Origin of the sequence: Providencia sp. NPDC089933 (genome assembly GCF_049545585.1) — a bacterium.
GTDB lineage: Bacteria > Pseudomonadota > Gammaproteobacteria > Enterobacterales > Enterobacteriaceae > Providencia > Providencia huashanensis.
The window spans coordinates 24624-46646 of record NZ_JBMWDT010000011.1; the positions used below are offsets into that span (position 1 = coordinate 24624).

21 protein-coding genes are annotated in these 22023 nt (G+C 38.2%); 11 read left to right on the forward strand and 10 right to left on the reverse strand.

What is annotated here, in order from left to right; all coding sequences use genetic code 11:
• Positions 1-127: 127 nt before the first annotated feature.
• The gene (gene ubiC / locus ACPEH5_RS15575; RefSeq protein WP_131680234.1) at positions 128-631 is read left to right on the forward strand and encodes a chorismate lyase; all 504 of its coding nucleotides are present in this window, start codon (positions 128-130) and stop codon (positions 629-631) included.
• 152 nt (positions 632-783) lie between these two features.
• On the forward strand, positions 784-1638 hold the full coding sequence (ubiA, locus tag ACPEH5_RS15580) for a 4-hydroxybenzoate octaprenyltransferase (protein ID WP_042848521.1): 855 nt from the start codon (positions 784-786) through the stop codon (positions 1636-1638).
• A gap of 85 nt (positions 1639-1723) precedes the next feature.
• Here ubiA and plsB read toward each other — a convergent pair whose 3' ends face one another.
• Entirely contained in the window at positions 1724-4225 is a 2502-nt protein-coding gene (plsB, locus tag ACPEH5_RS15585; RefSeq protein WP_042848520.1) for a glycerol-3-phosphate 1-O-acyltransferase PlsB, read from the reverse strand.
• A gap of 126 nt (positions 4226-4351) precedes the next feature.
• Here plsB and ACPEH5_RS15590 point away from each other — a divergent pair, with 126 nt between their 5' ends.
• Positions 4352-4726: a diacylglycerol kinase gene (locus ACPEH5_RS15590; protein WP_210815379.1), complete on the forward strand. Its 375-nt coding sequence runs from the start codon at positions 4352-4354 to the stop codon at positions 4724-4726.
• Positions 4727-4861: 135 nt separating this feature from the next.
• Entirely contained in the window at positions 4862-5479 is a 618-nt protein-coding gene (lexA, locus tag ACPEH5_RS15595; RefSeq protein WP_042848518.1) for a transcriptional repressor LexA, read from the forward strand.
• A 197-nt stretch (positions 5480-5676) separates the two neighbouring features.
• On the opposite strand, the gene zur is transcribed toward lexA, so the two are convergent.
• Positions 5677-6192 carry a zinc uptake transcriptional repressor Zur gene (gene zur / locus ACPEH5_RS15600; RefSeq protein WP_042848516.1) on the reverse strand — a complete coding sequence of 172 codons (516 nt, stop codon included), beginning with the start codon at positions 6190-6192 and terminating at the stop codon, positions 5677-5679.
• A gap of 940 nt (positions 6193-7132) precedes the next feature.
• Here zur and ACPEH5_RS15605 point away from each other — a divergent pair.
• The 7 genes from ACPEH5_RS15605 (at position 7133) to ACPEH5_RS15635 (ending at position 13564) form a co-directional block, all read left to right on the forward strand.
• Positions 7133-7729, forward strand: coding sequence for a fimbrial protein (locus ACPEH5_RS15605; RefSeq protein ID WP_042848515.1), 597 nt, complete (start codon positions 7133-7135; stop codon positions 7727-7729).
• Positions 7730-7822: 93 nt separating this feature from the next.
• Positions 7823-10309 carry a fimbria/pilus outer membrane usher protein gene (locus tag ACPEH5_RS15610; protein ID WP_166696955.1) on the forward strand — a complete coding sequence of 829 codons (2487 nt, stop codon included), beginning with the start codon at positions 7823-7825 and terminating at the stop codon, positions 10307-10309.
• A 34-nt stretch (positions 10310-10343) separates the two neighbouring features.
• The gene (locus tag ACPEH5_RS15615) at positions 10344-11081 is read left to right on the forward strand and encodes a fimbria/pilus periplasmic chaperone (protein WP_071547649.1); all 738 of its coding nucleotides are present in this window, start codon (positions 10344-10346) and stop codon (positions 11079-11081) included.
• A gap of 68 nt (positions 11082-11149) precedes the next feature.
• Positions 11150-11599 (forward strand): fimbrial protein, encoded by a 450-nt coding sequence (locus ACPEH5_RS15620; protein WP_226693422.1) that lies wholly within the window; start codon positions 11150-11152, stop codon positions 11597-11599.
• Between the two features lie 10 nt (positions 11600-11609).
• The gene (locus ACPEH5_RS15625) at positions 11610-12104 is read left to right on the forward strand and encodes a fimbrial protein (RefSeq protein ID WP_042848511.1); all 495 of its coding nucleotides are present in this window, start codon (positions 11610-11612) and stop codon (positions 12102-12104) included.
• The gene (locus ACPEH5_RS15630; protein ID WP_042848509.1) at positions 12104-12643 is read left to right on the forward strand and encodes a fimbrial protein; all 540 of its coding nucleotides are present in this window, start codon (positions 12104-12106) and stop codon (positions 12641-12643) included. The genes ACPEH5_RS15625 and ACPEH5_RS15630 overlap by 1 nt, the downstream gene beginning before the upstream one ends.
• A gap of 63 nt (positions 12644-12706) precedes the next feature.
• Positions 12707-13564: a hypothetical protein gene (locus ACPEH5_RS15635; protein ID WP_042848508.1), complete on the forward strand. Its 858-nt coding sequence runs from the start codon at positions 12707-12709 to the stop codon at positions 13562-13564.
• 70 nt (positions 13565-13634) lie between these two features.
• Here the strand turns inward: ACPEH5_RS15635 and ACPEH5_RS15640 are convergent, their stop codons facing one another.
• From ACPEH5_RS15640 to ACPEH5_RS15675, 8 genes are all read right to left on the reverse strand, one after another.
• Positions 13635-14111 carry a FidL-like protein gene (locus ACPEH5_RS15640; protein WP_129466974.1) on the reverse strand — a complete coding sequence of 159 codons (477 nt, stop codon included), beginning with the start codon at positions 14109-14111 and terminating at the stop codon, positions 13635-13637.
• Positions 14112-14948 carry a winged helix-turn-helix domain-containing protein gene (locus ACPEH5_RS15645; protein ID WP_129466976.1) on the reverse strand — a complete coding sequence of 279 codons (837 nt, stop codon included), beginning with the start codon at positions 14946-14948 and terminating at the stop codon, positions 14112-14114.
• Positions 14949-15402: 454 nt separating this feature from the next.
• Complete coding sequence (locus tag ACPEH5_RS15650; RefSeq protein ID WP_221078380.1) at positions 15403-17397, reverse strand: TonB-dependent receptor plug domain-containing protein; 1995 nt, start codon at positions 17395-17397, stop codon at positions 15403-15405.
• Positions 17398-17530: 133 nt separating this feature from the next.
• A complete protein-coding gene (modD, locus tag ACPEH5_RS15655) occupies positions 17531-18376 on the reverse strand; it encodes a ModD protein (RefSeq protein WP_042848502.1) in 846 nt (281 codons plus the stop codon).
• Complete coding sequence (locus tag ACPEH5_RS15660) at positions 18373-19191, reverse strand: class I SAM-dependent methyltransferase (RefSeq protein ID WP_129466980.1); 819 nt, start codon at positions 19189-19191, stop codon at positions 18373-18375. The genes modD and ACPEH5_RS15660 overlap by 4 nt, the downstream gene beginning before the upstream one ends.
• A gap of 11 nt (positions 19192-19202) precedes the next feature.
• Positions 19203-19970 (reverse strand): ABC transporter ATP-binding protein, encoded by a 768-nt coding sequence (locus ACPEH5_RS15665; protein WP_281110903.1) that lies wholly within the window; start codon positions 19968-19970, stop codon positions 19203-19205.
• Positions 19967-20983: a FecCD family ABC transporter permease gene (locus tag ACPEH5_RS15670; RefSeq protein ID WP_071547650.1), complete on the reverse strand. Its 1017-nt coding sequence runs from the start codon at positions 20981-20983 to the stop codon at positions 19967-19969. Before ACPEH5_RS15670 ends, ACPEH5_RS15665 begins: the two co-directional genes overlap by 4 nt.
• Complete coding sequence (locus tag ACPEH5_RS15675; protein ID WP_042848496.1) at positions 20980-22017, reverse strand: ABC transporter substrate-binding protein; 1038 nt, start codon at positions 22015-22017, stop codon at positions 20980-20982. Before ACPEH5_RS15675 ends, ACPEH5_RS15670 begins: the two co-directional genes overlap by 4 nt.
• Positions 22018-22023 lie beyond the last annotated feature (6 nt).

Below are 22023 nucleotides of genomic sequence, written 5' to 3' on the forward strand. Positions count from 1 at the left end.
GTTGAAAATGTGACTTTTTATATAAATTGTTAGCTAACTTTAACCCTGTAGCAAAACAACGTGATATCCTACCGTCTAAGAAATACAGTAAATCATAACCATGTTATCCATGGTGGAAATTTAAGTAATGGATGAAACACTATTTACCTCCCATCCCATTCATTGGTTGGCTGAGGATGATAAAATAGTTCCTGCCAATACGTTAGATTGGTTGTTAGAACTTGGTTCCATGACAAAACGCTTTGAACAACACAGCCAGCAAGTTACCGTGATACCTTATTTAGAACGCTATGTATCGCAAGGTATGTTGAGCACTGAAGAGGCACAATCTTTACCTGAAAGCCCTCGTTATTGGGTCAGGGAAGTCGTCATGTATGGGGATGGTATTCCTTGGTTACTAGGCCGTACTGTCATTCCAGAAGAAACATTGACTGATGAAGACCAGCAATTGGTTGATATAGGTAGAATGCCTCTAGGGCGCTATTTATTCAGCCGTGATGGCTTAACTCGGGATTATATTCGCATAGGTTCTAGTGCTGGTCGTTGGGTTCGCAGTTCTCGATTAAAACTATCGGCTAAACCATTGTTATTAACAGAAATATTTTTACCTGAATCACCTGCATATCGTTAATTATCCTAAATATTTTAAATTTTCATAAATTCAGTAAGTACGCAACACCAACAAACATAAATCAGTGGCTTACAGAATTGAGTGGTATAAACATATACCCAATTTGAAGTATGATGGAATCGAATAAGGAGCACGACAAAGTGGAGGGAAGTATGACGCTAAGTAAATGGCATGCATACAGCCGTTTAATGCGTATAGATAGGCCCATTGGTTCACTATTACTCTTGTGGCCAACGTATTGGGCATTATGGATTGCAGCTCAAAGCACACCAAGTTTACATCTTTTGATCGTGTTTACTGCTGGGGTGTTTTTTATGCGTGCCGCAGGTTGCGTCATTAATGATTTTGCCGATCGTCATTTTGATGGTCACGTAGAACGCACTAAGCATCGGCCACTCCCTAGTGGGGATGTAACTGAAAGGGAAGCTAAAATACTGTTTGCGGGGCTTGTTGGCTTTTCCTTCTTACTCGTTTTAACGCTTAACTCAATGACAATTTGGCTATCTATTGCGGGCCTAGCTTTAGCATGGGTGTATCCTTTTGTTAAGCGAGTCAGTCATTTACCTCAGGTAGTATTAGGTGCTGCATTTGGTTGGTCAATTCCGATGTCGTTCTCTGCAGTCAATGAAACACTGCCTCTGGTGTGTTGGTTATTATTCTTAGTGAATATTATTTGGTCTGTGATTTACGATACACAGTATGCCATGGTTGACCGTGATGATGACTTAAAAATCGGTGTGAAATCGACAGCAATCTTATTTGGCCAATATGACAAATTAATTATCGGCTTATTGCAATTGCTGATGGTGGGTTTGCTGGTGGTTGTAGGTTCTTTAGCAGGCTTAGGGATAACTTATTATCTTTCTTTGGCGCTTGTTGCAGGGTTATTTATTTATCAACAACAACTAATGGTGAACCGCGAGCGTGCTCCTTGCTTTAAAGCCTTTATGAATAATAATTTCGTTGGTTTGATTTTGTTTATTGGCATTATGGTGAGCTATTTTTAGCGAGTAAATCATTTTCCATGAGCCAACAAAAAAGGTAATGTTGAAAAACATTACCTTTTTGCTTTATAGGCTTTACAAAACCGAACTAGTCTTTTTCTGGCTCAGTAGTTTGTGCCGTTACCTCGGGTATTGCTTCTTTCTTTTCTTCTGAAAATTCATCAGCTTGGCTAACACTTTCAATGGTTAAACGAATTTCTGGGGACATTAGGCGCACAAGGACTGCATACAGCTTCTTGGCGTTAGTGGTAAAAATATCGTTTTCATTATTATCGATATAGCCTTCTTCTCTAAGCGTTTCAACGAGAGTTGAAAACACTGCTTTATCAAAGAACTCAGGGGCGTTAATACCGTGCAGCACAGAAAGGCGTTGAGCAAGGATGCGGCTTTCTTTTTCCAACGTATTACGGCTGATTTCAGGGCTGGCATTGAGTAATGACAACGTGATTGCGTAGCGCTGTAGTGTTTCACGGACACCTGCTGCTAAGAGCTGTAATGGGCGAATACGGCGTGGGTTCAACACTACCATATCGTCGTCTCTTAAGCAGATAAGCTTTTGATTATTTAGTTCATCAATTAGAGTATCTACCGTTTCACGCAGCTGTTCATCGTTATAACGCATAAACAATTCTGCTTTTAGGAACGGGTAGATTTGGCTCACTTGATAGTAAATTTCTTGACGGCTGATGCGTTCATGATGCAGCACAATACTGGTTATTAATGACGGTAGTACCAGTAAGTGATGGATATTGTTACGGTAGTAGGTCATTAAAACGGCATTTTCGCGAGGAAGAATAATAATATCCCCCATGCTGTCTTTTTCTACCTCGAATTTATCCATCTGCAATGCATGTTCGAGCAGTTGTTCCGGCGTTTTATTAGGCGTTGTCGCATCAGGCGTATACGGCACATTACGTAATAATTGCAGGTAACATTCCACTTGCTCAATGAGTTGTTCACGTGTTAATGAACGTTGGCGTGAGGCCAGTAAAGCCGTTGCACATAAATTTATCGCGTTAGCGGCGGCAGCATTATTGATATTTACCATAATGTTATCCGCTAACGAGCTAACTGTTGGGTTTAGCCACGATGGGCGCTGTGGCTCAATTGGATCAATTGAGTCACGCCAATCTGGGACACGCTGGTTCAGATAATGAGAAAGAGAAATTGGCTGACCAAAGTTCACATACCCTTGACCTAAGTTACGCAGTTTGCGCAACCCGCGGATCATGGAAAATAAACCTTCTTTCTCTTTTTCTGCCCCGCGCAGTTCTTTTGCGTAGGTCCCTACCTCCATTACGTGTTCATAGCCAATATAGATAGGCACAATAGTAATAGGGCGTGAGTCGCCACGTAGCATGGCTTGCAGCGTCATTGATAGTGTCCCGGTTTTGGGCTGCAATAAACGGCCTGTTCGGGAGCGCCCACCTTCAACGAAATACTCGATAGAGTAACCACGAGCAAACAGTTCACTTAAATATTCACGGAAAACCGTGGAATACAATTTGTTGCCTTTAAAAGTACGGCGGATAAAAAATGCGCCAAGACGGCGAAAAATCGGACCGGCAGGCCAGAAGTTTAGGTTAATACCAGCAGCAATGTGCGGTGGAACGAGACCTTGATGGTAAAGAACATAGGAGAGCAGTAAGTAGTCCATGTGACTTCGGTGGGAGGGCACATACACAATTTCATGACCATCTTGCGCTAATTGGCGAACGCGCTCAGCATGCTGCACGTTAATACCTTGATAGAGGCGGTTCCATGTCCAACTGAGCACACGGTCAGTTAAACGCACTGCTTCATAGGAGAAGTTCGCAGCAATTTCTTCCATCATATTCACTGCGTTTTGCTGCGCTTTTTTCAATGGAATTTTTTTACTGCGTGCTTCGTCTTCGACGGCTTTTTCAATTGCTTTTGAGGTCAGAAGCTTATTGAATAGTTCATAGCGTGCCGGCAGTTTCGGGCCAACCGCAGCAAGGCGCTGGCGTGAATAGTGAATACGGGCGACACGTGCCAGTTTATTGGCAATAATGGTGTCAGTACCGTGGTCCTGAGCCATTTTCCCAATAGAAACGGGTGGCGATAGGCGAACAAAACTGTCACGACCTAACCACAGGATAGCAAAAAACTTTTGCACCCCATTTAATAGTTTCAGTGGTGGTGCAGGGGTATGCCCTTCACGACCAGGAGAGCGCCCGAACATTACAGACGCGGGTAACATTTGAATATCTAGATTAGGGTTGTTTTTGTGCAAATCTAAATAAGCATGGAATGTTTTGACGGAATCTTTACGCGGGTCCGGTGAATAATAGCGAAATACGCGAGGGCCATCATCGATAAACACATAAGCAGGGAGCTTAGTGCCATTGATGTCGTTATCAACCAAAGGGTCAGGTAAACCGATAGCCAAGCATTGATGCCGTAGCGTTAGGAGGTCGGACTTAGAGTGGTAAGGCAATACATACAGTGTTGGCCTGTTAGTATCAAGCTGCAACTCTGCAATGGGGTCCGATGGAATTAGTTTACTTTTTACCAATAATTTAAGTGGTAAATTCAACGTGTTGTAATATATTTTACGCCATAGTGACATAAATGATTATAGCCTCTTGTTAACAATGCTGCGCAATCATACCAGAAATCTACTGGCAGATCTGTTACTGACAATTCACTTTGACCGTAAAAATCGATTATTGTTTGTATTTTTTAAGGAATAAATATGGCAAGTCAAACTAAGGGCTTTACCCGTGTAATTAAAGCCGCGGGATATTCCCTTAAAGGGCTAAAAGCCGCTTGGGTAAACGAAGCGGCATTTCGTCAAGAATCTGTTACAGCAGTAATTGCGATTATTATCGCCTTTTTCTTAGATATCAGTTATATAGATAGAATACTGCTAATTAGTTCAGTGGTGCTGGTGGCGATTGTTGAGCTATTAAATAGTGCCGTAGAAGCCGTTGTTGACCGTATTGGTAGTGAATACCATGAGCTTTCAGGCCGCGCGAAAGATATAGGCTCTGCCGCAGTGTTTGTCAGTATTGGTTTAGCACTTTTTATTTGGGCTCTGGTTTTATGGCAACGTTATTTTGCCAGCTAGTTAATAAAAACAGTTTAAAGTCGAAAAAGAAGTCAATCGATAACAAATGCCTAAATTCAGCAATTTAACTGTTCCAAATCTTCATTTACCTGTATATACTCACAGTCTGACTGTATAAACAAACAGGGGAACGGAATGAAAGCACTGACGGCTCGACAACAGCAGGTTTATGATCTGGTGCGTGATCACATTTCGCAGACGGGTATGCCTCCTACACGTGCTGAAATAGCAGCAAGCCTGGGTTTTCGTTCGCCTAATGCGGCAGAAGAACATTTAAAAGCCTTGGCTCGCAAGGGTGTAATTGAAATTGTTTCTGGGGCATCACGGGGTATCCGCTTGCTTCTTGAAGAAGAAGCTGATGATCAAGGGCTACCTTTGATTGGGCGTGTTGCCGCTGGCGAACCTTTATTAGCGCAAGAACATATCGAAAGTCACTATCAAGTTGATCCAGAACTCTTCAAACCTCACGCAGATTTTCTATTACGTGTGAATGGTATGTCGATGAAAGACATCGGTATTATGGATGGTGACCTACTAGCGGTTCATAAAACACAAAATGCACACAATGGCCAAGTGATTGTTGCGCGTATTGATGATGAAGTGACTGTTAAACGCTTTAAACAGCAAGGTAATCGTGTTGAGTTAATTGCTGAAAATCCTGAATTTGCACCAATTATTGTCGATTTACGCGAACAAAGCTTCACAATTGAAGGTTTAGCGGTTGGCGTGATCCGCAATAGTGATTGGTATTAATTCTTAAATTATCAGGTTGGTAAGCGGTAAGTTGACGCTGCTTGTTTGATAATTCAATGATTGCTGGCAGATTTCAAATTGATGTGTAGAGATCTGCCTGCTTTACTTGTTCCTTTTCTTTTGTCTCTTTTCTTTGCATCTCATCGAATATTCTTTTCTTATATAAGCAACACCGTTAACTCTACCACTTCTATTTATTACTTTTTCTTTGTAGTAATAGGCTGTTGATGGTCATGGTGGCAATGTGCGTGATCTTGGCAGCTATCAATCTCATCACAGTTTTTACATAAGCCATGGTTTTCAACCACAGTATGACGCAAACGGAACTGGTTGGTTTCCGCTAGGCTGATAATAGCGGCTTCAATGGTTGTGCAATCACTTTCAGTTACGCTACCGCAGTGGTCACAAATTAACATCACTGAAATATGGCTAGGGTTATCAAAGTGGTGACAAACGACATAACTGTTGGTTGACTCTATTTTATGAATAAAGCCTTGTTCCATTAAAAACTCAAGCCCACGGTAAACGGTAGGGGGCTTTGCTTGTGGTTCAACTTCACGTAATAAGTCTAATAAATCGTAGGCACTGATAGCACCGTGTTGTTGCGCGATAAGGCGTAATACAGTTTCTCTCTGTGGAGTCAATCTAACGCCTCTTGACTGGCAAATGCGTTCTGCCATTACCAGTATCTTATCTTCATTCATTTTTTTCATTTTACTGACCCCAACTTCGAAAACAAAGTATCAACTATGGTAACAAGTTTATCATAGTTTTCTGACTGAAATAGCTTGAAAAGAAAAAGTGAAAGGATGAAGACAGCTATCTAGCTAAGCTTTGTTAGATAAAAAAATGAAAAATAAAATTTATAACTCATGAAGGAGATAAAGAAGATATTTTTTATATACAGCATTATCAATATATAAATAACAAAAATTAAACATTTAATTTTTAAAAGAGTAACTAGTCTAAAACAATTCTTTGAAACTAAGTGTTACCTTTTGATATAAATTTTAATTAAGATTTATCTTATCTGAAATTTTATTTTTCCTATAAATGAGTGATAAAATTTTTTTCCCTTGGATTTTGTTCAATTAAGTTACTATTTATAGATTAAATATATTAATTTCCTCTGCTGTATAGTTTTATATTTTAGTGGCTAATTTTGTTTATTATGAAATATTTTGAAAATCTTATAAATAGAAAGTGAAGGTTTTATATAAATTTTCCTAAATGACATATTTGATTTATATATAAATGAGTTGTTTTGGTTTTTTATTTTATATTTAAGTGAGTATAGGGTTATTATTCTGTATAAACTCATCTTAAGTGTTATTTTTGACAATATATATTGAGATTGTAGAATTGACATCAGAAAGAATTGAAGCGTATGTATAAATATTCATTTAGTTTTCTACGTCAATTTTTAAAAGTTACAGCGAAAATTGAGTTGTTAATTAAAAAGCAAGAAAACTAGTGTAATGGATTTACGTTTTTAAAAAAGATGATAAATGAGAAGGACCTTATTTATATATAACCCTCTAATCTGAAAGAAGTTTATAAAGCTGGAGTGCTGAAAAACTTTACTGATAAGCGCAAATTATCAATAAAAATCAGAAAGAGGAAAATCCTTCCTACTTATTTAAGGAAATGTTTATGAAATTGAATAAATTAGCATTAACTCTAGCTATTGGTTTTGGGATTGGTTTCTCTGGAGCTGCATTAGCTGAAGATCCTGTCGTTCCAGCAAAAACAGTAGAAAGCTCACAAGGTGAAATCCGTTTCACTGGTTTCATTAACGATGTTCCATGTTCAATTGATGCAAATAACCTAAAACAACTAGTTGAGTTTGGTGAAATCGCATTACATGAACTGACATCAAACCAATATCGTTCAGACAGCAAAGATTTCGATATCGTATTGAAAAATTGTTCAACTGAAACTTACAAAAACGCAAAAATCACGTTTACTGGTCCAACAATCTCTGGATTCCAAGGCTTTACAGGTGAATTACTTGGTTTAGGCGGAAAAGTTAAAAACGCAGGTATCGTAATTACTAACGGTGCAGACAAAGTTGTTGAATTTGGTAAAGCATTCCCAGGTACTGGTGACGGTTATGCGTTAAATGCAGGAGATGGCAAAGAAACAACCCTACATTTTGCAGCATATGTTAAAGGTAATGAAGATGCTAACGCTAAAGCAACAACGGGTAGTTTCAATACTGTTGCTAACTTCAAAATCGTATATCAATAAGACTTATTTGAGTTAGATAAATAGAAACATGTGGCGTATGGAAGGCCATATGTTTCTATACCTTTTTACTTTGTTTGATAGGCGCATAATTAAATGAAAAGCATAAGACTCAATTTAATTACAAAATTAATGCTTTTAATATTAACGCCGATGTTTGTATTTTCCGAAGAGGCTATTGATTTTAACACGGACTTTCTTGAAACAGACAGCACTGAAAATGTCGACTTCAGTAAATTCTCTCACGCAAATTATATTCCTCCTGGAAATTACTCATTAGCGGTATCTGTTAATAGAGTTAAAATTTCTATGGAGCAACCTATTATTTTTTTTACACCTGATTATGACGATAAAATATCTCTTGCATGTATTACACCAGAGCTTTATAAGCAACTCGGTTTACAAAGTAATTGGAGTAAAAAAGTAACGTGGTTGCATAATGACCAATGCTTAGATATTCGTTCTATTCCTGATATGAGTATTCAGGGTGACTTAGCAAAAAATAATGTCGATATAAAAATTCCTCAAGCATTTATGGAGTATCAAGACCCTAATTGGGATCCTCCATCTCGTTGGGATGATGGTATTTTAGGTGCGTTTATTGATTACAATGCAACTGGGCGTATTGTTAATAAGCGTACTGGTGATAAAGGGACTGAGTCTGGTATTACTGCGACAGGAACCATGGGGACAAATATCGGTGCATGGCGCGTTAGAGCAGACTGGCAGACTCAAAAGGGTGAGTTAAATAAAGGTGGCCAATCATGGTCATGGAACCAACTTTACCTGTATCGCGCAATTCGAGCGTTAAATTCACGCTTAACATTTGGTGAGCAATATTTATCTTCTGAATTATTCGATAGCATACGTTATGTGGGAGCGAGCTTAGAAACTAATGAATCTATGCTTCCACCTCGTTTACAGGGGTATGCCCCTGAAATTGCGGGAGTTGCAAAATCAAATGCAACGGTGATTGTTAAACAAGATGGCCGAATTATTTACCAGACAGAAGTAAGCCCTGGTCCATTTAGAATTCAGGATGTTAACTCTTTTGGAGGAGGGACATTAGACGTCTCTGTTCAAGAACAGGATGGTAATGTCACAAATTATAAAGTTGAAACTTCGAGGTTGGGAACATTAACGCGACCGGGGCAACTTATTTATAAACTTGTTTTGGGTAAGCCAAGTAAAAATGAGCATAGTACTCAAGGGCCTGTATTTAGTTTAGGTTCTTTATCGTGGGGAGCAACAAATAACACGACTGTTTATGGTGGGGTTTTAGGTTCTTCAGAATATCAAAATATTGCGTTAGGGATAGGGCGTGATTTCGCTCCATTTGGTGTGCTTTCAGGTAATATTAGTGTATCTAGAGCGGAGATGGGAAGAGCGGATAATCATCGTACTTTGACAGGGAACTCCTATAATTTAACATATTCTAAACAGTTCGATGATATCAATAGCCAAATTACATTTGCAGGCTATCGATTTTCTGAAAGAAACTATATGAATATGAGTCAATTTATTGATAGGCGTTATAATGATAGCACGATGGATAGTGGTAAAGAATTATATACCATTATATTTGGCACGGCGTTTCCTGAATATAATACAAATATGTATTTAAATTACTCGCATCAAACTTATTGGAACCGTTCTTCAACTGACCAATATAACCTAACGGTTTCTAATTATTTTGATATAGGGAAAATAAAAAATTTAAGCTTAAGTTTAACTGCATATAAAACCAAATCTCATCAAAATGATGATAATGGCGTTTATTTAAATTTAAATGTGCCATTAAATGATAATCAAGCAAGTATTAGTTATTCAGGCTCATTTTCTAGTAATAGTAGTCATAATGTCAATTACTATGACCGTATTAATGAGCGAAGCACATATTCTATTTCTGCGGGAACGTGGGATAAAAATAAAGTAACGACATCAGGTATGTATAATTATGATGGTGATGCAGCACAAGTTAATATCAATGGAACGTACACTCAGGACAATCAAACTGCATTATCTATGCAACTAAAAGGTGGGCTAACAGTTACTCCAGAAGGTGGAGCATTGCATCGTAATACCTCAATAAATGGAGGGTCAAGAGTCTTAATCGATACGAATGGTATTGAGGGGATCCCTGTTCGAACTGGAGTAACACCCATTAAAACAAATCGTTATGGTAAGGCTGTTATCACGAGTATCATGGATTTCAACCGTAATAATTTACGGATTGATATAAATAGCATACCGGATAATGCCGAAGCATTGGATTCAAACCAATATGCAACCTTAACTGAGGGGGCGATTGGTTATCGGAAATTCAATGTGATTAAAGGTGAAAAAATATTAGGAACTATCAGTTTAGAAAATAATAGTTATCCACCTTTTGGATCATCCGTTATCAATGAGAAAAATATTGAAGTTGGAATTGTATCAGATAATGGGTTTGTTTATTTAGCAGGTATTAATCAATCAGATATCCTTAAAGTTAAATGGGGTGATAAATCATCATGTCATATTCAAATACCTGAAAAAATAGAAATTGGCATGGAAAAAATAATATTATTACCATGCAAATAATTATAAGTAATGTATTAACGTCAACGGTGAAAATATGAATATAAGTCTAAATGCTAAAATAGTAACAGTAATGAGTTTGTTTTTATTAATGCAATCGGCTTATGCGGCTATTGCGCTTGATAGAACTCGTGTTATTTATAATGAAAATGATAAATCGGTGAGTATGGGGCTTACAAATGAACACTCAACAAGCCCATACTTAGCACAAGCATGGATAGAAAATGATAATAATGAGAAAGTTACATCGCCTTTTATTGTGACTCCGCCGGTTCATAGAATAGAAGCAAATTCTAAAAGTCAAATTAAAATCCAATCTTTGCCGGCTATTTCTCAGTTACCAAAGGACAGGGAAAGTATCTATTATTTGAATGTAAGGGAAATTCCACCACGTAGCGAAAAGGCCAATGTTCTACAAATTGCATTACAAACAAAAATTAAGATTTTTTATCGACCGATAACGATAATGATAAAAGAGCGTATGGAATTTATCCCACAAGAAAATAATATAAAAATTGTTAAGCGTGGTGCTGATTATTTAGTAAAAAACCCATCACCTTATTTTTTATCAATTACTAAATTGAAAAAAGGTAATACAGACGTTACAAATTTTGAGCCGGTCATGATAGCCCCTTTTGATGAATCCAGTTTAGGTACGGTTTCTGGAGGCTTAGGCTCTATGCCAACCTTAGTTTATCTTAATGATTTTGGTGGTGCGGTTGATTTGAAATTTAGTTGTCAAGCAACAGAATGTTCCGTAGTACCTAGAAAATAAGGCTAATGATTATGTCCATTAATTTTATGATATCCAGAAAAAATGTAATGCGGATATTGGGGGTTTTAATGACTTTTAATATATCAAATGTATTTGGATTTTCAGGATTCTTATATATTGATATTAAAGGTGAAGTTTTATCCAAACCTTGCACAATCAATAATGGACAAACCATCGAAATAGATTTTGGCGATGTTATGACGACTCGTGTTCAAGATGAAGTTTACAAAGAGCCCATAGAGTATACGGTGAGTTGTAAGGATGGAATTAAACCTAAATTAAACATATTTATTGATGGACTCTCATCTTCATTTGATCAGGGGTTATTAAAAACAAGCGTTGGAAATTTGGCTGTGCGTTTTACAGCAGATTCAAAAGATTTTCCACTTAGAAGTAAACGTTCTTTTAATTTTGCAAATCCTGCAAAGCTTGATGCGATATTAGTTAAAAAAAGTGGAACAGACCTTCCTGCAAAGAGTTTTACAGCGACAGCAACATTGAAAGTGGAATATCAATAAGGACTGAAACATGTTGAATGTAAAAATGATTATGAGTGCAGTCTTATTGATGGTCTCATTGCCTTTTGTTTCAAATGCAAAGGATTATGAGACTGAAATCAGTATAAAAGGTAATTTAATCACGCCACCACCATGCCACATTGATGATGGCAAAGATATTGAAGTAGATTTCGAGACTATTTCAGTTAAATCGATACAAGGTAATGATCAGAAAAAACAAGTAAATTACCAAATTCAATGCGGTGACAATAAAAATAATTGGGCCATGTACTTAAAATTAAATGGTGCGAAAAGCGCTTTTGACCTTAATGGAATAAGTACAGGGGTCGATAATCTTGCTGTTAAGTTTCAATTAGCAGACCAAGATTTAGAGCTTGGAAAAAAGTATTTGATTGACCCAAGTTCTCCTGGCGTTTTATGGGCTGTTTTAATACGTAATGGAAATAATGAAATAAAAACAGGTGATTTTGTTGCCAATGCAACGATGGTTGTGGAGTACGAGTAATGAAAAAAATCAACCAGCTATTATTAATCGGATTTTTTAGCTTTACAGCTAGCCATATTGTTGTAGCAGCAACAAATAATGTCAAAATAAAAGGAAGGTTGGTTAACTCACCTTGTGTGGTTTTGCCTGAAAATAAGAATGTTGAGGTGGATTTTGGTGATATCCGTTTACTGGATATTTATGACCCAACATATCAATTACCGCGACGTGAAATGACGCTTACTCTATCTAATTGTGATCTCAGTATTGCAAAGAGAATGAAAGTAAAAATTTCTGGGGCTGAACATGGTCAGATGCCAGGTTTTATCGCCCTGACAGGTGCAGAATCTAATCCAGGCTTAGGCATTGGTTTTAAGCTCAGTAGTGGTGAGGAAATTAAAATCAATCAGGTTTCTCCATTAATTCCTATTACTCAGTCAGGAAAAAATGAGTTGAAGTTTGATACTTTTCTCAAAGCGACACCTGATTCTATTGCTAACCAGCAAATTAAAACCGGGCATATTTCGGCAATCGCTACGTTTTTATTTGAGTATGAGTAATTCTATTTTCAGACGCCTACTTTTATAGAAATAACCTCTAATTCAACTATAAAGAGATTTAAAATGGGAAAAAGAATACAGCAATTACTATTTATACCTCTTTTTTTAATTACATCAATAAGCTATGGTTCAACATATTTTTCATATGTGGAAGATATAGTAAAAGGAAATGGATATACCTATTACTATCAGATGGATTATTGGAAAGCAAACTCACCTACGGAGCCGAACCCTTGTGTTTCCGTATTAGGTAGCAAAGGGGCTAAGAATTGTTATTTTAGTATAAACCATTTGCATTCAGGAAAAACTAAAGGGGGAATAGCTTCCCGAGCTGATTGGTCATGTGGGATTAATTTTGCTAATTATCCTACTATGGCTTCGATAATTGAAGCAGCACAATCACAGTGTGGGTTGACATTCCCTCGTAGAGGAGAGAGCCGCCATAGTGGTTCGATCACTACTGATGAATGTGTGGGGATTTTTGTAGGAGAAACTGCGAAAAAAAGCTATGCAACAATGTTACCTGGGGGAATTTGTGGTATTGCTCCGCCACCAGCAGGTAAATGTTACTTTACTTCTCCTGATGGTAACGGAGGTATACTTGAACTCAATCATGGGTCATTAAACGCTAATGAATTAAATGGCAACATGCAAACAAGCTTATTTTATGTTATTTGTAACCAAGATATGAGTGTGAAAGTCTCATCAAACTTACAATATGATGATGTAAATTTAAGACCAGATGGTTCATTAAAATCACATGTTACATTAAATAACCGTTCCGCAGCGATTGGAATTGTACAGTCGGTTCAAGAGAATAAAGTTTGGCCTGTGCGTGTAGAGTCGACTTTGAAAACAAATGGTACTGTTATTCCAGGGAAGTTTAGTGGCCGCATTACACTGGTTCTTACTATACCATAATTTAAACTATATTTTGTATTCGTCATTTTCCCATGTTGACGGTTTTGCCTACTATTTAGTAGGCTTTTTTTTACTTGATATTACAGGTAAAGGAAGAGTAGCTTTCATCATTTAATATATAAATGTTATCATCCATTTTAGTAATATTGACATAGTATTTTATTTTATCTTTTTCTAACTGAATGAACTTGGAAAAAATGGACTCGGGTGTACTATCGGATGATGTAATAGACAAAGTTTTAAAGTTAATAACATAATTATTTTTATAATCAACGGCGTGATAATCAAAGTAAACGGCTCTATCTAAACGATAGGTTACCTCATTATTTTTAATATAACCGTATAAATTCATTCGGCCATGATTATCTTGATCTAATTGGATGGCAACTTTTGATTTCATATTCAATCCATCTTGAGTTCCATTATCTTTAATCCAAACAATTTCAGAATGGCATATTTTTATCTCATTTTGTTTTTGTTTCAAGGTATATGAAGTGATTGATGCAGTGGAGACTAGAAGAATAGAGGCAATAATATATTTTTTCATTTAAATTCTCTGATCGTTTATTGATACACAATCATATTTATTATTCATTTCTTTGCAGATACTAAGGGAAAAATTTTTATCAAATGAATATGTTCTATTTAAATTAGATAAAAGAATAATACGTTTTGGTTCATTACAGGAGATATTATATTTATCGAGTCTGGCTTGTATAAAGCTTATGTTTTCATTTGAAACCTTTCCTATCATGCCTAGGGGGGTCTGTATAACACAGTTTTCCCGAGCACTTAAAGTTAAATAACTACTTGTAGCATTAGCTTTAGGTGTTAAGTTATAAATAAATAGATAGGCTAAGTAACAAACTGTTAACGTTGATATTGCTAGTAATATCAATTTGATAGGTTTTTTATTTATTTGTGAACTTTTAACTTGATGATTTTGTACTGTGATTATTTTTTGCTTATTGACTGGAGTTGGACCAAATTTTATTTCAGTTTCTTGCTTATCTAAATCTTTATCGATAATTTCATTTTCGTGGATAGAAATATGACTATCAAGGCGGAACCCTTTTTTAGGTACCGTCACGATTGATTTAGGATCAATACCAATCTGCTCAAGCTTTTTTCTTATTTCACTGATGTAAGTGTTTAAATTATTATTTGAACCTACAAGACCGTACTCTTCCCACACATTAGTAAGAAGTTCATCTCGTGTTGCGATTCCTTTTTTCAGATTTAATGAAATAATCTCACCGAACAATCGAGATGCTGTTTTTGATAACTCAATATATTGACTGCGATCAAGTTTTAAGAAAATTAAACTTGAGTTTTCCTCGAAAATATATTTATCATCAATGGTGTAACCATGTAAATTATTCATAAATACTTTCTGTTCTCTCTAAATTAAAGGCTTAAACAGCATTAAGTTATAAAAAATATAATTATTTAAAGTTATCTTTAATTAATTTGAGGTAAGTGATTTTTTGAGTTTTTATTTTTGTACTTATAGTCTAAATAGGGAATCAATTAACTTCAAGTATTGTGGGGTGAGCATTTTTGTGGTTTGTTAACAAATTTATTGAATTGAACTGATTATCGTTATTTAACGCTGAATTTTTTTATTTTGGTGAGATTTAAGTCTTAATTTAAATCATCTATGTTGTAAAAAAAATATATAAACCTATAGAGTTGATGGCATTAGAAATAATTTCATTATTTGGGATTTGCAGTAAGTAAATATACTTAGTTTTTGAGGCTTTACTTATGCTATAATTTAAACTCTAATGCAATTTATATTAGGCAAAGGATTAAATCTCTGCCTAATATATTAAATGTTAGTATTTATATTCAATACCTAACCAATAGTTACGACCTTCTTCTATATAGCCATTGGTGTATTCGTAGGATTTATCAAATAGATTATTTACAGAGGTGTTGACTGAAATACCTTTCCCTAATTCATAATCGAAACGAAGGTCAGTTTTGGCGAACCCACGTACTTTGCTGTCATTATCGACATAGTTAAATGCCCAACTTCTTGCTTCTTCGGTAAGCGTAATGCTAAACGGTTCGTAAGGAGTCAATTTCACCCAAGCAAAGGCTTTGTGGGTAGGTAGCTCGGCGACATGTTTGACACTGTAGTGTTTTGGATCAGCATGAATATAGCCGTAGCTTAAGCCTGCTTCTAACCAATCGGTGATTTGCCCTGTTGTTCCTATATCAGTGCCAAAGTAGTCGACTTTGCCACTATTGCGGTTTTGTAGCAAATCACCGCCATCAGCATTTTTGCCAATATGGTGTGCCATGATGGCATCCGAAACGTGGTTATAGTAAACACTGGTTGTGTAGGTCCATTGTGGTGTGACATATCCTTTGTAGGTTAAGTCGTAGGTAAGGGCACGCTCTGCATCAAGGTGAGGGTTAATAACGAAGGAATCATCACTCTTCATTTTGTTTTTTGTATAACGCTCTTTTTGCGTTGGGAAACGGCTTCTTTCTGACACAGAAAATTGGATGGTATCTTCATTCGTTAAGTGGTAGCGAGCCATCACTTCCCAGTTAAATGCATGTTGGTTATTTCCATCATAGGTATTAAAGTCGCCTGATTTATAATCATAACGTTTGCTATCAGCACTTTTGCGCCAGTCATAGCCAATACCGCCGACAATATCTAGCTTATCAGTCGCAACCCATTGATATTCCGTAGCAATGGAATAGGTATTATCTTTATAGCGGTCGAATGGCACATCTCTTTTAGACCTAGCGCGGTGTATGTCTTCTTTCCAGTGTGCGGCAAATGAAAGCATATCTAATTCACGCACCGTGAAGTCAACACGCATATCGGCACCATTGCTATAGTCATCATAACGACTGTAGTTGTAAGTACCTTTCTTATAGTCTTTCACAGACTTATATTGATGGAGTGTATTCTTAAAGGTATCGTGATATAGGCGGCTTTGTAGTGCGATATCATTAGTTATTTGAGTTGTACTATTAAAGTAGATGCTTTCTTTATCATAGGCAGGCCATTGCCAAATTTGTTGTTTCTTACTGGTAACGCTCGGTGCACTGTTTTTATCACCATCTTGTTTTAGGTAAGTAATCACATACTCGTCGGCTTCGCGGGGTGTCCAACCGACTTTTACCATCATACGTTTATCATCTGTGGCTGAATTCGGGCGGCGACCATTGCTACCTGCTAATGGATTGTTATTTTCTGCATCTGGTATTCCCATAAAACGCTGCTTATATTGGCTACCGCTAACTTGGATAAAACCTAGGTCGTTACGGCCACCTAAGCGTGCACTAATATTGTGAGCGTTATCTGCACCGCGGGCAAAGCCTTGGTTGAAGTTGATATTGGCTTCAAATGGCTTTTTAGGTGTAGCGGTCGTTAAGTTAATCGCACCGCCCATCAAGTTAGGCCCTTGCAGTAATGAGGTATAGCCTGTAGAGAGTTCAACACTCGCGAGTTCGCTAGTCATAAAACGCCCAAGATCAAGGGTGCCGTCATAAGGGACATACGTTGGGACCCCATCAAAAAAGATAGGGACTTGGCGGCTATCAAAACCTCGCACATTAACTTGAGTTTCGTTACGATTCCCTGACTTTTGAATAGAAACCCCTGGCATGGTACTCAATGCTTGTGCTACGTTGGTTTTATTCAACTGTGTCATTTGCTCTTGCGTGATGATATTCGCATCCGCAGCAAGTGGTGTACTCCAAACTGACATTACATCAGTATTTTTTTCGCTGTTAACTGAGGCGGCGTGCCCTTGCGCTGTGAATAAAGCCATCCCAACCAAATAGGTTATTTGTTTTATTTTCATTATGTCTTTCCCGTTTCATTAATTTCGATATATTGTTTTTTATATAACGATATGCGTGATTAGCCATAAGTTAATGCAGCCTACGGGGTAGGCTGTTTTTGGCAAATAGCTTTTTTTATGCGAACTTTTTCGGTTATTGTTTAAAAATGTTCACTTTTATGTCTCGAGGCGCCGCATAGTAGGGAGCTGATGTGACTAGCAACGGCACACCTATTTGGGCAAACTCTTCAATGGTTGTTAAATTAATTCCCCCTGCAATTGATAACTGGCAAGGAGAATGTTGCTGCTGTACGAGTTTTTGTAATTGCTGAATTTGGTCAGGTGGGAGTTTATCCAGTTGCACAATATCGGCCTGTGCCTCAATCGCCAAAACGGCCTGTTGGTAGTCATCAGCCTCAACAATAATCAGTTTTTCGGGGGCGTTTTGGCGCAATGTTTTTACATGTGTATGCCAATCATCTGGTTGTTCAAGGCACTGCCGGTGGTTGGTGAATAACAAGATACTTTCAGCACTACCTGCTCGATGAACAATAGCGCCCCCCGCCAAAATCGCAGTTAAGGCAAGGGGCTTAGTGTTTGGGATTGTTTTTCGCGTACAGGCTAGCTGTGCGTTAGGTTGATATTGTTTCAAGATACTGACCATTTGCTGAGTATAGTGACTCACACCGCAACACCATTCGAGCACGTTTTGTGTGGCTTTCCAGCCCTGATGCAGAGCTTCAATAGGCCCAGTAGCACGAATTAGAATACTTTGAGGTTCAACGTGTTGGCCATCTTGAAAATGGCACTCACAACGGATACCGAGTTTTTCTAACATGCGTTTGGCGATGTGGAGCCCACTAATACAGCCGCCGTGTTTAGAGGAAAATGTCATTACACCAAGTTGGGAGTGTAGCCCTAAGGCGCGAGTGGTCAGGTCGCCGTATTGGATATCATCCAACAGCAATTGGTCGATTAATGCATCAGGTAAATAAATCATAATGTTAAATCGGCCTCATCGACAACATCCCATGAGACCATCGCCCAATCTCTTGATGGATAAGGAATTTTCTTACCTGACGCAGTTCGTGCATGATAGTAGTGATACAGAGCTTCTGTTTCTTGCGGCGTCATGTTTTTTAGTGACCAATTGACGCTATCGGCAAAGGCTTCAAAGCTATCAAAACCGCCTTGATTCGGGCTCTTAATAAAGTCTACACGGGCATTGATACCCATTTGGTGTAGGATATTCACTGCATAAATATAAGTTGGTAAACGTATTACTTCGCGACCAATTTCTCGAATAATATTTTCATCAATAAAGGTTGGGTTGATAGTATGAGTGGTGTAAACGCGCAGTTTTGTTTGGCGGTTGAGTTTTAGCAGCGCGGTTTTTAAATCATCCACTAATGTCGAACGGGAAGCGACGGCAATATCCACTTTAGGCAGAGTGTCCCAGTTATCTTCCCACGCTAATTTTTCAAAGTGGGCATTGGAAATGCCGAGCTCTTTTGCACGAATTTTCGCCATTTCCAGCATGCCACCACTGTAATCAATACCAATGACCTCTTTGAATTGATTGGCGAGACACAGGCTAATAGAGCCTGGGCCACAGCCGACATCCAGTAGGCTTTGAGCCCCAGTAAAATCCATTAACTCACGAAACTGAACCAAATATGGGTCATTTGGATTGGCACAATTTTGTGCCATTTGTTGGGCTTTTTTATCCCAATGCTCAGGTTCTTTACGGGTGCGTTGTGCCTGCTGCATATGTTGCTGGTACATTTTTGCGAAATCAATTTGGTTAATTAACATGATCCCTGACCTTAACAAGAAAATGATGATGGAAATTGGAAGTGAGCTTCAATACTTTGCTCATCCACATTATAAAGTACTGCCAAGTTAGTAAGTGTTAACATACTTTTTGATATCCCTTGCCTTGCTCTGTGTTGCTTATCAAGCAAGATAACATGGTCAGCGACCGCCGCAGCATGTTGTGGGTGGTGAGTTGACATCAATATCGTCATACCATGGGATTTAAGCTTTTCAATTTGTTCAAGTAGGCGTATTTGGTTACCAAAATCAAGGCTAGCTGCAGGTTCATCCATAATTAAGAGTAATGGCCTTTGTATCAAGGCTCTTGCTATCAATACTAACTGTTTTTCCCCCCCGCTCAATGTGCTGTACAGTCGAGTTGCAAGGTGTGGAATGCTGAGCCGCTCTAATTGTTGAAGTGCTAAGTTTTTTTCGGCATTACTGGGTACAGAAAATAATGAAATATGCGGGGTGAGCCCCATCATTACCATATCTAATACGTTGAAGGTGAAAGGGGTATCGTGTGCTTGAGGTACGTAAGCAATTACTTTCGCGATATCACGCTGTGATAGTGAATTTAGAGAGCGGTTATTCAGTGAAATATCACCACTGATCGCGGGCAGCAAACCTAAGATGGTTTTCATTAGCGTTGTTTTGCCACACCCATTGGCTCCTAGTAGGCAGGTAATTTCTTTTTCAGGCAAAGAAAGATTGATGTCATCAATTATTGCTGTGTGATGATAACCAATAGCGACATTTTTTAGGGTCATAATACTCATTTAACCCGCCTAGTTTGTAATAATATAGCCAAAAAGAAGGGAGCGCCGACGGCAGAAGTTAAGATCCCTAATGGAAGTTCGATTGCTGCAATAGTCCGAGCTAGTGTATCAGTAATAAGCAGTAAGATTGCCCCAATCGCCATTGAGGCAGGAAGCTGATAACGAAAGTTAGCACCCACTATCATTCGGGTGATATGCGGAACAATTAAGCCAATCCAGCCAATAATTCCTGCAATAGAAACAGCACTCGCAGTGAGTAACGTGGCACAAATAATGAAAATGGCGCGTGTCAAACTGACATTGACCCCGAGACTTTTGGCTTCTTCATCCGATAAGCTGAGTAAATTCATACGCCAACGCAATAGCAATAGTGGGATGATAGCAATGACCATGAGTGGCAAGACGGATATTAAGTCTTCTTGCGTAATGGAAGATAGGCCGCCAAGTAGCCAAAATGTGATAGAAGGTAGTTGTGTATAGGGGTCTGCAAGGATTTTCATTAAAGAGATAGCGGAGCCACAAATAGCACTGACCGCAACTCCGACGAGAACTAGCGAGAGGATTGGGTCATGTTGCCTTGCTAAGTGAGCAATAAAGCAAACTAAGGCAACGGTAATTAGGCCACCAATAAACGCAAACAGCTGGATATAAAATAGTGATTGACCGAAGAATATCCCGATAACCGCCCCGACACCAGCCCCTGCGGAAACACCTAAAATATCAGGGGAAACTAAGGGGTTACGAAACATTCCTTGGTATGCAGCTCCTGCAATAGAAAGCCCACCACCAATTAAAATCGCGGCCAATGTACGAGGGAAGCGTATTTGCCAAAAAACTGTTTCATGACGAAGGTCGTTCAGTGTTGTTTGTGATGAAAGTGGGTTCACAAGCAGGTGATAAAGCTCACTGAAAGTAAGTGAGTACTTACCACTTGTAAGAGCAATAACCAAGCTGATAAGTAAAATAATAACTAATATGAAGGGTTTTGCGCCTTTATTAAGTCGTTCATTCATGATTTTTCTATCAGCAAGTCAACTTGCTCCGGCGTTAAAGATGAATGATAAAAAAGCTCAAAATATTCGGTAATATCGGATTTAATGTGTATTGCAATATTTTTATCAAAATGACTTTGTAATCGCCTCATGCCGAGTAGGCGGTTAATGCCTGGAGGCCCATCTAGCCAGCCGAATGGCATTCCACTGAATATAAGTAATTTATTGTTTTTAATCGCATTTAAGCCTTTCCACAACGGGGAGGTCGTCATAAACCCAATGGCTTCTTCATATTGCGTTATAATGATATCTGGGTTCCATTGATATAGTTGTTCCATCGAAACTGTGGTAAGACCATGGAAGTTAGGAATATCTACAACATTATGTAACCCAAGCATTTCAATGGCTTCAGTATGAATTGAGCCTTTAGCACCGGTTTCTAAACCTTTTGCTCCGCGTGCAAGGTAAAAACTCAGTGGTTTTTGTCGGTTTTTACTCGCAAATGAAATCGCATCATCTAGGTATCGCTGAGCAAGGTGGCTGAGCTTTTGGGCTTGTGGAATGGCACCAAGGATTTCACCTAGCTGAGTGAGTTGTTGCGGTGAGTTTTGTAGCCCCCCAGAGATTAATAAATAAGGAATATTTGTTTGTTTGGCGACTTTCTCTCCTTGTGAGCGATAAGTTTCGTCTATATTTCCAGTGTCAATAATTAGGTCTGGGTTATAGGACAACAGTTGTTCAAGGGATAATGTGCTACCACGACCCGCTAAACGACCATAAACAGGTAATTCAAGCCACTGTGGAGCGAAAAGGCCAGTTTGCCCTTTTTTTAGGGAGATAGAAGCGAACCCGACCATTTTTTCAGGGACAAGTGCAAACAGTAATAAGTCTGAAGGTGGGCCTGAACTTATTACCCGTTGAATATTGTTTGGCGCGGGGAGTTTACCAAATAGGGCTTGTTCAACTTTATAACGAGTTTGTGCAAAACTCGGTAAGCTGTAAAAAGTAGCGAGAACGGCACTCAATTTAATAAAATGCCTACGATTTATGGCCATATTTAA